General features: G+C 66.8%; 11 protein-coding genes, 1 tRNA gene, 2 rRNA genes and 1 pseudogene (1 of these 15 running past the window's edge). 9 read left to right on the forward strand and 6 right to left on the reverse strand.

The features are described from left to right. From AC1RN5_RS04865 to AC1RN5_RS04880, 4 genes are all read left to right on the forward strand, one after another. A 23S ribosomal RNA gene (locus tag AC1RN5_RS04865) occupies positions 1 to 2,237 on the forward strand; it begins 556 nt to the left of the window's first position. 77 nt (positions 2,238 to 2,314) lie between these two features. Then, positions 2,315 to 2,429, forward strand: a 5S ribosomal RNA gene (gene rrf / locus AC1RN5_RS04870). A 52-nt stretch (positions 2,430 to 2,481) separates the two neighbouring features. Then, positions 2,482 to 2,558 (forward strand) — tRNA-Met (locus tag AC1RN5_RS04875). 119 nt (positions 2,559 to 2,677) lie between these two features. Next, positions 2,678 to 3,139 (forward strand): cupin domain-containing protein, encoded by a 462-nt coding sequence (locus AC1RN5_RS04880; RefSeq protein ID WP_493040115.1) that lies wholly within the window; start codon positions 2,678 to 2,680, stop codon positions 3,137 to 3,139. Between the two features lie 75 nt (positions 3,140 to 3,214). Here the strand turns inward: AC1RN5_RS04880 and AC1RN5_RS04885 are convergent, their stop codons facing one another. Then, positions 3,215 to 3,496 carry a hypothetical protein gene (locus tag AC1RN5_RS04885; RefSeq protein WP_493040116.1) on the reverse strand — a complete coding sequence of 94 codons (282 nt, stop codon included), beginning with the start codon at positions 3,494 to 3,496 and terminating at the stop codon, positions 3,215 to 3,217. A 332-nt stretch (positions 3,497 to 3,828) separates the two neighbouring features. Between AC1RN5_RS04885 and AC1RN5_RS04890 the strand changes: the two genes are divergently transcribed. Next, a complete protein-coding gene (locus AC1RN5_RS04890) occupies positions 3,829 to 4,101 on the forward strand; it encodes a hypothetical protein (RefSeq protein ID WP_493040117.1) in 273 nt (90 codons plus the stop codon). Positions 4,102 to 4,179: 78 nt separating this feature from the next. Beyond that, positions 4,180 to 5,160, forward strand: a complete 981-nt coding sequence (locus AC1RN5_RS04895; RefSeq protein ID WP_493040118.1) for an aldo/keto reductase — start codon at positions 4,180 to 4,182, stop codon at positions 5,158 to 5,160. A gap of 194 nt (positions 5,161 to 5,354) precedes the next feature. On the opposite strand, the gene AC1RN5_RS04900 is transcribed toward AC1RN5_RS04895, so the two are convergent. After that, the gene (locus AC1RN5_RS04900) at positions 5,355 to 5,564 is read right to left on the reverse strand and encodes a hypothetical protein (RefSeq protein ID WP_493040119.1); all 210 of its coding nucleotides are present in this window, start codon (positions 5,562 to 5,564) and stop codon (positions 5,355 to 5,357) included. Positions 5,565 to 5,687: 123 nt separating this feature from the next. Then, entirely contained in the window at positions 5,688 to 6,698 is a 1,011-nt protein-coding gene (locus AC1RN5_RS04905) for a calcium-binding protein (protein WP_493040120.1), read from the reverse strand. Positions 6,699 to 6,857: 159 nt separating this feature from the next. Between AC1RN5_RS04905 and AC1RN5_RS04910 the strand changes: the two genes are divergently transcribed. Next, on the forward strand, positions 6,858 to 8,843 hold the full coding sequence (locus AC1RN5_RS04910) for a TonB-dependent receptor (protein WP_493040121.1): 1,986 nt from the start codon (positions 6,858 to 6,860) through the stop codon (positions 8,841 to 8,843). Here AC1RN5_RS04910 and AC1RN5_RS04915 read toward each other — a convergent pair. Further along, complete coding sequence (locus tag AC1RN5_RS04915; protein WP_493040122.1) at positions 8,840 to 9,652, reverse strand: arylamine N-acetyltransferase family protein; 813 nt, start codon at positions 9,650 to 9,652, stop codon at positions 8,840 to 8,842. The two genes, AC1RN5_RS04910 and AC1RN5_RS04915, sit on opposite strands and share 4 nt — an antisense overlap. 92 nt (positions 9,653 to 9,744) lie before the next feature. Here AC1RN5_RS04915 and AC1RN5_RS04920 point away from each other — a divergent pair. Together AC1RN5_RS04920 and AC1RN5_RS04925 are read left to right on the forward strand one after the other, a co-directional pair. Continuing rightward, a pseudogene (locus AC1RN5_RS04920) lies at positions 9,745 to 10,110 on the forward strand (DUF899 family protein); the annotation flags it as partial. Positions 10,111 to 10,120: 10 nt separating this feature from the next. Continuing rightward, positions 10,121 to 10,675 carry an alpha/beta fold hydrolase gene (locus tag AC1RN5_RS04925; protein WP_493040123.1) on the forward strand — a complete coding sequence of 185 codons (555 nt, stop codon included), beginning with the start codon at positions 10,121 to 10,123 and terminating at the stop codon, positions 10,673 to 10,675. 146 nt (positions 10,676 to 10,821) lie between these two features. Here the strand turns inward: AC1RN5_RS04925 and AC1RN5_RS04930 are convergent, their stop codons facing one another. Beyond that, complete coding sequence (locus AC1RN5_RS04930) at positions 10,822 to 12,048, reverse strand: LLM class flavin-dependent oxidoreductase (protein WP_493040124.1); 1,227 nt, start codon at positions 12,046 to 12,048, stop codon at positions 10,822 to 10,824. Between the two features lie 83 nt (positions 12,049 to 12,131). Beyond that, positions 12,132 to 13,160, reverse strand: a complete 1,029-nt coding sequence (locus AC1RN5_RS04935; protein ID WP_493040125.1) for a DNA topoisomerase IB — start codon at positions 13,158 to 13,160, stop codon at positions 12,132 to 12,134. Positions 13,161 to 13,184 lie beyond the last annotated feature (24 nt).

Raw genomic sequence — 13,184 nt, forward strand, 5'->3', positions numbered from 1 at the left:
GAAGCCTACAAGCAGTCGGAGCCACCTCGCGTGGTGACGGCGTACCTTTTGTATAATGGGTCAGCGACTTCATGTGCCGTGCAAGCTTAAGCCGTTAGGTGTAGGCGCAGCGAAAGCGAGTCTGAATAGGGCGAATAAGTACGTCGCATGACGACCCGAAACCAGGTGATCTATCCATGAGCAGGTTGAAGGCTGGGTAACACCAGCTGGAGGACCGAACCCGTGAATGTTGAAAAATTCTGGGATGACTTGTGGATAGGGGTGAAAGGCCAATCAAACCTGGACATAGCTGGTTCTCCGCGAAAACTATTTAGGTAGTGCGTCGGACGAATTCCTTGGGGGGTAGAGCACTGGATGGATGCGGGGGTCGCGAGATCTACCAATTCTAACCAAACTCCGAATACCCAAGAGAACTATCCGGCAGACACACGGCGGGTGCTAACGTCCGTCGTGAAGAGGGAAACAACCCTAACCATCATCTAAGGTCCCCAAGTAGTGGCTAAGTGGGAAACGATGTGGGATTGCTTTGACAACCAGGATGTTGGCTTAGAAGCAGCCATCATTTAAAGAAAGCGTAACAGCTCACTGGTCAAGCGATCCTGCGCGGAAAATGTAACGGGGCTAAAGCCACTCACCGAAGGTATGGGTTTGCAGTTTACTGCAAGCGGTAGCGGAGCGTTCCGTAAGCCTGTGAAGGTAAGGCGTGAGCCTTGCTGGAGGTATCGGAAGTGAGAATGCTGACATGAGTAACGACAAAGAGTGTGAGAAACACTCTCGCCGAAAGTCCAAGGGTTCCTGCGTAAAGCTAATCTGCGCAGGGTTAGCCGGCCCCTAAGGCGAGGCCGAAAGGCGTAGTCGATGGGAATCAGGTGAATATTCCTGAGCCAGTTGGAAGTGACGAATCCCGTAAATTGTCAGGGCTTAATGGATTGTTCCTGGCAGTGAAGGGGTTCCTGGAAATAACTCCAACGGAGACCGTACCCTAAACCGACACAGGTGGACAGGTAGAGTATACCAAGGCGCTTGAGAGAACTATGCTGAAGGAACTCGGCAAATTGCACGCGTAACTTCGGGATAAGCGTGACTCTGCTTAGGGCAACCTTTGTAGAGTGGCACAGGCCAGGGGGTAGCGACTGTTTATCAAAAACACAGGGCTCTGCGAAGCCGCAAGGCGACGTATAGGGTCTGACGCCTGCCCGGTGCCGGAAGGTTAAAAGGAGCGGTGAGAGCTGCGAATTGAAGCCCCGGTAAACGGCGGCCGTAACTATAACGGTCCTAAGGTAGCGAAATTCCTTGTCGGGTAAGTTCCGACCTGCACGAATGGCGTAACGACTTCCCCACTGTCTCCAGCATAGGCTCAGTGAAATTGAATTCCCCGTGAAGATGCGGGGTTCCCGCGGTCAGACGGAAAGACCCTATGAACCTTTACTGCAGCTTCGCCTTGGCGTTAGCGGCAACATGTGTAGGATAGGTGGGAGGCTATGAAACCGGGGCGCCAGTCTCGGTGGAGCCAACCTTGAAATACCACCCTTGTTGTCGCTGACGTCTAACCGCAGCCCGTTATCCGGGTTCGGGACATGGCGTGGCGGGCAGTTTGACTGGGGCGGTCGCCTCCCAAAGTGTAACGGAGGCGCGCGATGGTGGGCTCAGAGCGGTCGGAAATCGCTCGATGAGTGCAATGGCATAAGCCCGCCTGACTGCGAGACTGACAAGTCGAGCAGAGACGAAAGTCGGCCATAGTGATCCGGTGGTTCTGCGTGGAAGGGCCATCGCTCAACGAATAAAAGGTACTCTAGGGATAACAGGCTGATTTTGCCCAAGCGTCCACAGCGACGGCAAAGTTTGGCACCTCGATGTCGGCTCATCACATCCTGGGGCTGGAGCAGGTCCCAAGGGTTCGGCTGTTCGCCGATTAAAGTGGTACGTGAGCTGGGTTCAGAACGTCGTGAGACAGTTTGGTCCCTATCTGCCGTGGGTGTACGAAACTTGAGAGGATCTGTCCCTAGTACGAGAGGACCGGGATGGACATACCTCTGGTGGACCTGTCGTGGCGCCAGCCGCGCAGCAGGGTAGCTAAGTATGGAATAGATAACCGCTGAAAGCATCTAAGCGGGAAACTAACCTCAAAACAAGGTTTCGCCGAGAGCCGTGGTAGACCACCACGTTGATAGGCCAGGTGTGGAAGTGCCGCGAGGCATGCAGCTTACTGGTACTAATCGCTCGATCGGCTTGATCGTTCTTAGTGAAATTCATGAATGCGCTTCAGAAATCGCGCTTTCAGCAGTGATGTCTTCTCAAATATCCGTTTCGTTGACCTGGTGGTTTTGCCGAGAGGTCCCCACCCGATCCCATTCCGAACTCGGTCGTTAAGCCTCTCTGGGCCGATGGTACTTTGTCTTAAGGCACGGGAGAGTAGGTCGCCGCCAGGTCTACCAAACGGATATGTCCAATAACCCTTCAAATTACGATTTCTAGCTTTGCCGCGGGGTGGAGCAGCCCGGTAGCTCGTCAGGCTCATAACCTGAAGGTCACAGGTTCAAATCCTGTCCCCGCACCCAAGAACTCGGAAAGCCCCGCTCACGCGGGGTTTTTTGCGTTTGGGCCGTTGCGCTGGCTTCGAAACAGCCCAAATCTAAGCTTGCGAATACTTGAAGCGCAGCAGAATTGGCCCTCGATCATGCCCAAAATCGACCTCTCCGCCATCCCCGTGGGCCGCGGCAGCAGCTATCCCACGCCCTTCGACGCCCCGTGCGAGGGCCAGACCTATCAGAGGCTGGCGCGCGAGAGCGGCCTGACCCTGTTCGGGGTGAACCTGACGGTGATCGAGCCCGGCGCCTGGTCCAGCCAGCGCCATTGGCACACCCTCGAGGACGAGTTCGTCTGGGTCGTGGAGGGCGAACTCACCCTGGTCACCGACGCCGGCGAGGAGATCCTGCGGGCGGGCGACTGCGCGGCCTTCAAACGCGGCGTGGCCGACGGACACCACCTGGTCAACCGCACGGACCGGCCGGCCAAGGTGCTGGAGGTGGGCAACGCCGACCCGCAGGACGTCTGCACCTATCCCGACATCGACATGATCGCGGGGCCCGAGCCGGGCTACAAGCACAGGGACGGCTCGCCCTATCCGCCCAAGGCCTGACGCCTTGAGGCCCGACCACGAAAAAGGGGCCGGCGTTCGGCCGACCCCTTTCCCCGTTGGATCTGGGAGGTTCGCTTAGCGCTGGGCGACGCGCGTGGCCTGCATCTGGGCCACCTCGGAGGCGCCCAGCTGCTCGAGGGCGCTGTTGACCGAGCCCTTCACGCAGCGGCCATAGGCGTCGAGGAAGAGGGTCTCGCTGGTGGTCGCCTTGGCGCACACCTTCTTGGCGGCCGCGACGATGTCGGCGTGGATCTGGTCGCTGGACTTGCCGACCACGGAGACGCGGACGCTTTCGGCGGCGTTGGCGGCCGGAGCCAGGGCGAGGGTGGCCAGGGCGGCCAGGGTCATCAGTTTCATCATGTTCTTCGTCCCGGAAAGGGGTTGGGGTTCAACCGCCTCCCGGCGTTCCTCAGGCCGGCGCTGAGCTTCTCGATGGCTCAAGCGTCCCGCCTGAGACCGACTTAGCGCGTGGATTCGGCTGGCCGCAAGTGACAATGGTGCGACGCAATATGGGGAATATTGCGGTGCGATATGGGCAGGCGCCGCCGCCCAAAAGGAGGGCGCCCGAGGCGTCCGGGCCCGCGCGCGGCACGACGGTTGCGGCGGGGCGGGGGGAAGACGCCGAAATGAAACACTTGCGTTCGGCGGCTCTTCACACTTCATTAACCTCTCGTGCTCGCCGAGGTCCCATGTTGCTTCAAGTTCTGGCTCTGACCGCCGCCCTTTCGTCGCCGTCCAGCGCCCCGGCCGCCGAAGCCGCCGCCCCGGCCCTGGCCGCCAACGCCTATATCGTCGAGTGCCTGGTGAGCGGCGTGTCGTTGACGGAGTGCAAGGTGGTCGACGCCGACCCCGCCACCAACCCCGGGGCCGCCACGGCCCTGAAGCTGGCCGCCGACATCCACGTTCCGGTCTCCATGGCCCAGGCGGGCCGGATCCGCATCAAGCTGAACGTCAATCCGTAAGGCCCTCGGGCGCGATTGACGAAGGCGAGCCGCAGGCTCCAAAAGGCTCGCGCGCATCCTCGCGCCCGGAGCCCCCAGATGCAGACACGTAAGCTCGGCCCGTTCGAGGTCTCCGCCATCGGCCTCGGCTGCATGAGCCTGTCGCACGGCTACGGTCCCCCGGCGCCGCGCGAGCGGGCCGAGCGGGTGCTGAAGGGGGCGCTGGACGCCGGCTACACCTTCCTCGACACCGCCGCCGTCTACGGCGTGGGCCACAACGAGACCCTGATCGGCGAGGTGCTGGGCGACCGGCGCGGCGACTACGTCCTGGCCTCGAAGTGCGGTCTGACCAATGGCGACAAGCGCGAGCTGAACGGTCATCCCGACGTGCTGAAGGCCACCTGCGAGGGCAGCCTGAAGCGGTTGAAGACCGACGTCATCGACCTCTACTACCTGCACCGCTGGGACAAGCGCGTGCCCATCGAGGACAGCGTCGGCGCCCTGGCCGAGCTGGTGGCCGAGGGCAAGATCAAGACCATCGGCCTGTCGGAAGTGTCGGCCGACACCCTGCGCCGCGCCCACGCCGTCCACCCGATCACCGCCCTGCAGACCGAATATTCCCCCTGGACCCGCAACCCGGAGATCGCGGTGCTGCAGGCCTGCAAGGACCTGGGGGTCACCTTCGTGGCCTTCAGCCCGGTGGCCCGCGGGTTCCTGGCCGGCGGCGCCTCGGACCCGGCGGCCTTCCAGGAAGGCGACATGCGCCTGGGCATGCCCCGCTTCCAGGGGGAGGCCTTCGCCGCCAACCTGAAGCTGCTGGCGTCCTTCACCGCCCTGGCGCGGGAGGCGGGCTGCACGCCGGCCCAGCTCTGCCTGGCCTGGCTGCTGGCCAAGGACGAGACCATCGTCCCCATTCCCGGCACCACCAATCCCGACCACATGATGGAGAACGCCGGCGCGGCGGCGATCAGGCTGTCGGCGGACGTCATGGCCAGGGTCGAGGCCCTGGTGAACCCCCAGACCGTGGCGGGGCCGCGCTATTCCCCCGCCATGCAGGCAGCCATCGACACCGAGGGCTAGGCGAAGGGGACATGCGGCTGGCGAGGGTCGGCGCTTCCCCCTCCGCGTCATCCCGCATGCAGCGGCCAAGCCGCGGACGTGCGGGACCCATAGACACCGATCCGTCCGGCAAGCCCCGCGTGTCTGGGTCCCGGTCTTCCGCGTAGCGCGGAAGCCGGGACGGCACCCCTAAGGGTTGCCCGGGAGAGCTGCGCTCAGGCGCCTTCCAGGCTTTCGAAAGCGGTGATCAGGGCGGCCTGGGCCAGGCGCTTGGCGCGGGCGGCCACCTCGGCCTCGGGCAGGTCGTGCAGGCCGCGCGGGCGCGGCAGGCTGATCTGGACGGTGATCCCGTCATCGGTGAGGACGGAGACCCCGACCAGGGTCGGGCTGACGGTGACGGAGGGCGGCAGGGACAGGTCCAGCATGGCTTGCGTCTCCAGTTTCCCCCAACGGGGCGGGGTTTGGGCGCTGCGGACCGGCAAGTCCAGCCACGGTTTTATGACCGGATGTGATGGAACCCGTTAAGCCTGTGGGTGGGGCGCCGGGGCTTATGCGGCGAACACCCAGCCGTCGGTGAGGCTCGCCATGGAGACGCCCACAAGGATCATCTTTCCGCCGCCATCCATGTCGATCACCACGTCTGCGCCCACCTGCTTGGCGACCGCGCCTGTCCCGGCGTCGAGCTGTACACGGTCGCCCTGAGAAGGGTTGAAATCGATCACCCTGTCGATGCCTGCGCCGCCCCAGGTGTGGAAGGTGTCCGCGCCCGAACCGCCGCTGAGGGTGTCATCGCCCAAATCGCCGGACATCCAATCGTCGCCCGCGCCGCCCGACAGACTGTCGTTGCCCTGGCCGCCGCGCACCCAGTCGCGACCGACACCGCCATCCTGGGTGTCGGCGCCAAGGTTGCCGTAGACCACGTCGTCTCCGACCTCGCCGTAGAGCCAGTCATTCCCCTGCCCACCGACGACCCAGTCATCGCCGTCGTAGCCACGGACCGTGTCGTCTCCCTTGTTTCCATTTAGGTCATCGAAGTCTGCGCCGCCCGTCAGGCTGTCGTCGCCATCGTCCCCGCGGACGTAGTCCAGGCCGTCGCCGGCCCAGATGGTGTCATTGCCGGCCTGGCCGAAGACAGTGTCGGATCCGGGATAGCCCCATATGCTGTCGGCTCCGTCACCGGTCATGATGTAGTCGCCGAGAGGGCCGCCGCCGCCCAGCACGGTGTCGGAGCCCGTGAGATAGGCGTCGGCGAACTGCTGACCGGTGATGGTCGGCAACTGCTGCCAGAGCACCGAAAGTGGCGTCGAGATATCGGAGACCATCAAACCGCCCGGCCTGTCGAAGCCTTCGTAATAGAAGCCGTGGACATAGCCGTACTTGGGGAACCCCATCTGATCGGCGCCGCCAAAACCCGTGCCCTCGACATTGAAGGCGACGGTGTAGGGATTGGCACGATAGCTAATGTGCTGCTGATCGATGACGCTGAAGAACATGGTGCTAGGCGTGATTGCGGGAAACATGGGTCCGTTCATGTAAATCGGACCGTTCATCGTCGCCATGTTCAGAGCTGTCCCAGAAGTTGCAGGCCGGCAAGAACGCAGGCGCAGCGTGTGAACCCTACTAACCGCCCCCTCTAGTCCGCACCAGCCCCAGCCTCGAATTCTCCCTCCGCCGCGTCACGGCTGACACGGCGCCGCTTTGCCCCTAGACCATCGCCCATGCCGATTGCTCCGCCCCCGCCCGAAGTCGAAGTGCTCATCGTCCATCCGCCGCGCCTGCCGGCGCTGGGCGGGGAGGCGGTGTTCGCCGTCCAGCAGCTGAGCGCGGAGGATCTGAAGACCGCGCCGCGGCTGGACGTGGCCCTCAAGCGGGCGCCCGGCGTGTCGCTGTTCCGGCGGACCGGCAGCGACGCGGCCAATCCCACCATCCAGGGCATCTCCCTGCGCGGCGTCGCGCCGTCGGGGGCGGGCCGGGCCCTGGTGACCCTGGACGGGGCGCCGCAGAACGATCCCTTCGGGGGCTGGGTGATCTGGTCGGCCCTGCCGCCGGAAGGCCTGGAAAGCGTCACCATCGTGCGCGGGGCCGGCGCCGGCGCCTATGGGGCCGGGGCACTGACCGGGGTCATCGCCCTGGAGGAGCGCGGGAGCGGCGAGGGCGTCTCGGCCCTGGACCTCTCCGTCGCCCAGCGGGGCGGCGCGCGGGCGGCTGTAGCCATGGGCGCGACGGGTCTGCTGGTCACCGCGAGCGCCGAGACCTCCGACGGCTATGTGCCGGTGCGCGGCGGGCGTGGGGCGGCGGACACGCCCACGACGCTCGACTCCGGCGCCTTCGCGGTGCGGGTCCAGGGCGAGCGCGATGGCGTCGTCGGCGCCCTGCGGCTGGGAGTCTATGAGGAGCAGCGCGGGGCGGGCCTGAAGGGCGCCAACTCCACCGCCAGCGGCGGCTCGGCGGCCCTGACGGTGGCGAAGATCGTCGATGGCGGCGGCTGGCGGCTGCAGGCCTGGGCGCGGTCCAGCGACCTGGCCAACAGCTCGGCGGCGGTGGCGGCGGGGCGGGTCTCCACCACGCCCGCCAGCGACCAGTATTCGACGCCCGCCCTGGGCTACGGCTTCAACGCCGCCTGGCAGGGACGGGGCGAGGCCTTCTCTTGGGAGGTGGGCGGCGATGTCCGCTTCGCCGACGGCCACGCCTATGAGCGGTTCCGCTATCTGAGCGGCGCCTTCACCCGGGGCCGGGAGTCCGGCGGGACCACGGCTGTGGGCGGGGTCTATGCCGAGGGCGTTCTCGACCGCGGCGACTGGCTGATCACCGGCGGCGCCAGGATCGACGCCTGGCGCCAGGCGGACGCGGTCCGCCGCGAGCGGGACCTGGCCACCGGGGCGGTGACCCTGAACCAGACCTCCCCCGACACCTCGGGCACGACGCCGACGGCGCGGTTCGGGGCGCGCCGGCGGCTGGGAGACGACAGCTGGCTGAGGGCGGCGGCCTATGCCGGCTTCCGCGCCCCGACCCTGAACGAGCTGCACCGCCCCTTCCGGGTGGGCAATGACGTGACCGAGGCCAATCCGACCCTGACGCCCGAGACGCTCTACGGCGTGGAACTGGGGCTCGGCGGGGACGGAGAGACCCGCTGGAGCGCCACGGTCTTCTACAACCGCCTGGCCGATCCCATCACCAATGTGACGGTGGGCGCGGGCCCGGGGACCTTCCCGGTGGCGGGCTTCATCCCGGCGGGCGGGGTGCTGCGCCAGCGGCGCAACGCCGGCCAGATCGAGGCCTGGGGCCTGGAGGCCGATATCTCCCGCAGCTTCGGGGACCTGAGCCTGAACGGGGCCCTGTCGGCGACCAAGGCGGAGGTGGACGGCGGAACCGCCGCGCCTCAGCTCACCGGCAAACGCCCGGCCCAGACTCCGGAATATACGGTCACGGCCGGCGCCGACTGGAAGGCCTCGGAGCGGCTGACCCTGTCGGCGAACCTGCGCTTCGAGAGCGAACGGTTCGAGGACGATCTCAACAGCCGCAGGCTGGCGGCCTCGGCGGGTGTCGACGCCCGGGCGGCCTGGCGGCTCACCCCCGACAGCGAGGTCTATCTGGCCGCCGAGAACCTCACCGACGCGCGCATCGAGGTGGGGGAGACCGGCGATGGGACCGAGAGCTTCGCGGCGCCCCAGACCTTCCGGATCGGCTTCTCCCTGCGGCGCTAATCGGCGGTCTCGCCGAACAGCTCTTCGTGCTTGGCGCAGATGGCGGGCCACAGGGCGGCCATCTGCGGGACATCGAGACCGAACTCGCCGGTCAGGATCTCGCCGAACTGATCGGCGGACTCGATCAGGGTCTGGGTCCGCTCGCCCGGCCGGACGCGGCGCAGGGTGCGCCCCAGGATGATCACCAGGCCGTCCGGCGTATGCCGCTGGACGATGGGGAACTGGGTGAAGACCGACTCCGGGGCGGTGCGCAGCCACTGGCAGGTGGCGGCCAGGGTCTCCTCCCGCGCCGTCTCCAGGGTGAAGTCGAAATAGGGCGCGCCGCCCAGGGCATGGTTGTGCAGCCGCCACCAGTCGGCGTCGACCTGCTCCAGCTTGAAGTCGTAGCCCGCCACCCTGTGATCGCTGGCGGCCAGCGGGATGGGCTCCAGCACCCCGTCGCCGAAACCGACGTCGGCGATATAGGGCTGGTCGAGATCCACCCGCAGGACCAGGTGATTGCCGTGGCTCGCCTCGCCGCGCTCCATCCGGGCGACGGCGCCGGACAGGCGGGTGACCGCAAAGCCGATCTCCGACAGGGCCCAGCCCAGGACGCCGTTCATCTCGTAGCACCAGCCTCCGCGCCGGCGGGTGACCAGCTTGTCGAAGGCGTGGGCGACGGTCACGTCGCCCGGCGCCTTGAGCTGAACGTCCAGGTTCTCATAGGGAATGGCCAGCAGGTGGGCGCGGTGGATCGCGCGCAGGGTCTCGAGATCCACCCGGGGCGTCCCGGCATAGCCGATGCGGTCGAGATAGGCGGCAAGGTCCATGGGACGCTCCTTTCAAGGTCAAGCTAGGGCGGCTGGCGCGACTTCGCCAGCTTGGCTAGGACGGATCACTTGGACAATCTGACCACCGGGCTGGAACTGCGCCCGACATCAAGCAGCGCGTGGCGCTCAAGGTGCTGAGCCGAAGCTCCGTCCCCCGGCAGGCCGCCTTCGGCCTGGAGCGCGGCTGGCGCGACCTGGATTTCGTGCAGACGGTCGGCGACGACTACCCCCGCGACCTGGGCATTCTTGGCGATGACGGCGGCGAGGGTGCGGCGATCGTCGTGTTCAAGCGCGACGGCGATCGGGTGCGACTGTTCTGGGCCAGCGAGATGACGGACGAGATGGCCGATCCCGGCCAGGACCCGCGCGACGCGCCGGACATCGCGGCTCTCTGGTCGATCCTGGACCTCACGCCAGAGGGACGTGGCGCCGACTGGTATCCGAAGCTGAGCTACTGAGGCGACCGCCATGACCCGGCAGATTCTGTTCGTCCAGGGTGGCGGGGAAGGCGCGTACGACGCCTGGGACATCAAGCTGGTGGACAGTCTGACGCGGGCCCTGGGCCCCGGCTACGAGGTCCGCTATCCGCGCATGCCGAACGAGGAGGATCCGCAGTTCGCGGCCTGGAGGGCGGCGCTGGGCGAGGAGCTGGGCAGGCTGGAGGCGGGCGCCGTCCTGGTGGGCCATTCGATCGGCGCGACCGTCCTGGTCCATAGCCTTGCCGATGGCCTGGCCGCGCGGTCGCCGTCCGCGATCTTCCTGGTTTCGGCGCCGTTTGTCGGACCGGGCGGCTGGCCCAGCGACGATATCAAGCCGAAGCCGGACCTCGGCGCCAACTTGCCCGCGCCCGTCTATCTCTATCAGGGGGACGCGGACGAGACGACGCCGGCCAGCCACGTCGACCTCTATGCAAAGGCGATCCCGCAGGCGGTGGTGCGCAGGCTCCCGGGCCGCGACCATCAACTGAACAACAACCTGTCCGAGGTCGCCGCGGATATCCGCGACCTCGACCGACGGCGGTGATCAGCGTCGACGGCGGCTTGGCGAGAACGCCACGATGAAGCTGCTACTGATCGATCCGGCCGGAACCCCCAACACCGGCGACGCCGCAACGGCGACACCGGCGGTGGAGCTCCAGGCGCCGGGCTCGGCGCTCCGGCGGCGCGCGCTCAGTCCTTCTTGGGCGCCTCGCCCGCCCCGGCGCCGGTGATCAGGGCCACGATCTGCGGGCTGATGTTCTCGGCGCCCTTCTCCATCATGTGGGAGACGATGCGGGCGCCGACCGCGGCGCGGGTCTGGCTGGTGAACTCGGTCTTGTTCTCGCGCACCCAGTCCATGGAGGCCTTGCGGTTGACGTTGAGCTGCTGGAAGTGCGGGACCACGTAGCGGGCGATCATCTCGTAGGAGCGCTTGGTGTTCTCCCAATTGGCCCAGTTGTGGGCCATCATCAGATAGCAGCCGAAGCCGCCACTCTCTTCCTGCAGCTGCTCGATGCGGGCGATAGCCTCGTCCGGGGTGCCCACCACGGCCGAGCCGAGGGCCAGATAGGCCTCGACGGGGTCGCCGGCGAAGTCGTCGGGGACCATGGGCAGGTTGGCGATCTCGCGGAAGTAATAGATCCACTTCTCCAGGCCGAAGCGCACCTGTTCGATGGCCTTGTCCTTGGTCTCGGCGATGTGCATCTGGCCCACCAGCCGCCAGGCGTTGCGGTCCATCGTCTGGCCGCTGGCCTTGGCGATGTCCTCCGCGATGCCCCAGTTGGCGGCGAGCGCGTTGAACCCGGCCGTGGTGGTGGCGCCCAGGGAGAGCAGGCCAAGGCCGTGCTTGCCGGCCGCCCGCGCCCCGGTGGGCGAGACCTGGCTGGCCACGGCGATCTCCACCGAGGGCCGCGAATAGGGGGTCATCTGCAGGCGGGCGTTGACCAGGGTGAACCAGTCGCTCTCGTGGCTGACCTCCTCGCCGCGCAGCAGGCGCACCAGGACGTCGAGGGCCTCGTCCATGCGGTCGCGCTGCTTGGCCACCGGGATGCCCATCATGAAGGCGTCGGAGGACAGCGCGCCGGGGCCGGCCCCGAACATCACCCGGCCGCGGGTCATGTGGTCGAGCTGGTTGATGCGGTCGGCCAGCATCATGGGGTGGTGGTAGGGTAGGGAGGAGACCCCGGTGCCCAGCCGGATGTGTTTGGTGCGCTCGGCCGCGGCGGCGATGAACACCTCGGGCGAGGCGATCAGCTCATAGGCGGCGGAGTGGTGCTCGCCGATCCAGGCCTCCTCGTAGCCCAGATTGTCCATGTGCTGGACCAGCTCCAGGTCGCGCTGGATGGCCAGGGTCGGGTTCTCGTCCAGCGGATGGAAGGGCGCGATGAAGGCGCCGAAGCGCAGTTTGGTCTCGAGCATCTAGCCCTCCCTGGGTCTGTTTGGGAGACCTTAGCTGGGATGACGCGGGGGCGCCTAGCAGCCCGTACCTGCGTTTCGAAACCTCAGGACGCGGCGTCGCGGGCGGCCTCCAGGAACTTCAGAACCGAGAGCTCGAAGGCGCGCGGCGCGCCGGACCCCTTCAGGGGCAGGACCCCGCGCTCATAGGATTCCAGCACCAGGGGATGGATGTAGGAGCCCTTGCAGACCGCCGCGGTGTTGCCGAGCAGGGTCGCCACCGCCTTGACCGAGGCCGCGACATTGCGCCGAGCCTCGGCGGCGCTGGCCGCCGGCGGATGGGCCACCAAGGCGCGGGCCGCCGCCAGGGTGCCGGCCCAGGTGCGGAAATCCTTGGCCGAGAAGTCGTCCCCGAGGGCCTGGCGAATATAGGCGTTGACGTCGGCGCTCTCCACCGCCCGGCGCTGCCCGGCCTCGTCGATGTACTGGAACAGGCGCTGGCCGGGGATGTCCTGGCAGGCCTTGACGATGCGGGCCAGCCGGCGGTCGCGGAAGCCGGTCTGGTGGACCTTGCCGCTCTTGCCGCGGAACTCGAACACCGCGCCGGTCCCGGTGATCCTGGCGTGCCGGTCGCGCAGGGTGGTGAGCCCGAAGCTCTTGTTGGCGCGGGCATACTCCTCGTTGCCCACCCGGATCAGGGTGATCTCCATCACCGCCACCACGGCGGCCAGCACCTTCTCCCGGGGCAGGCCGCGGCGGGCGAGATCGGCGGCCACCCGCCGGCGCAGCCGCGGCAGGGCGCGGCCGAAGGCGATGACCCGGCCGTACTTGATCCCGTCGCGGTCCTGCCGCCACTCGGCGTGGTAGCGGTACTGCTTGCGCCCCTTCTGGTCGCGTCCGGTCACCTGGATGTGGCCGCGGGCGGAGGGGCAGATCCAGACCTCGGTCCAGGCGGGCGGGATGGCGAGGGCCTTGATGCGGTCCAGCGTCGCGGCGTCCTTCACGGCGCGGCCCTGCGGGTCGCGGTAGGCGAAGCCGGACTTGGTGGTGACCCGGGTGATGCCCGCGTCATCGTCGTTGACGTAGGTCAGGCCCACGGGGACGGGAGGACTGAGGTCCGCGGTGTCTCTGGCCATCTGTCGCCTTTGGAATTGGCCGGG

It is taken from the genome of Phenylobacterium sp. GW821-FHT12F10 (assembly GCF_058806695.1).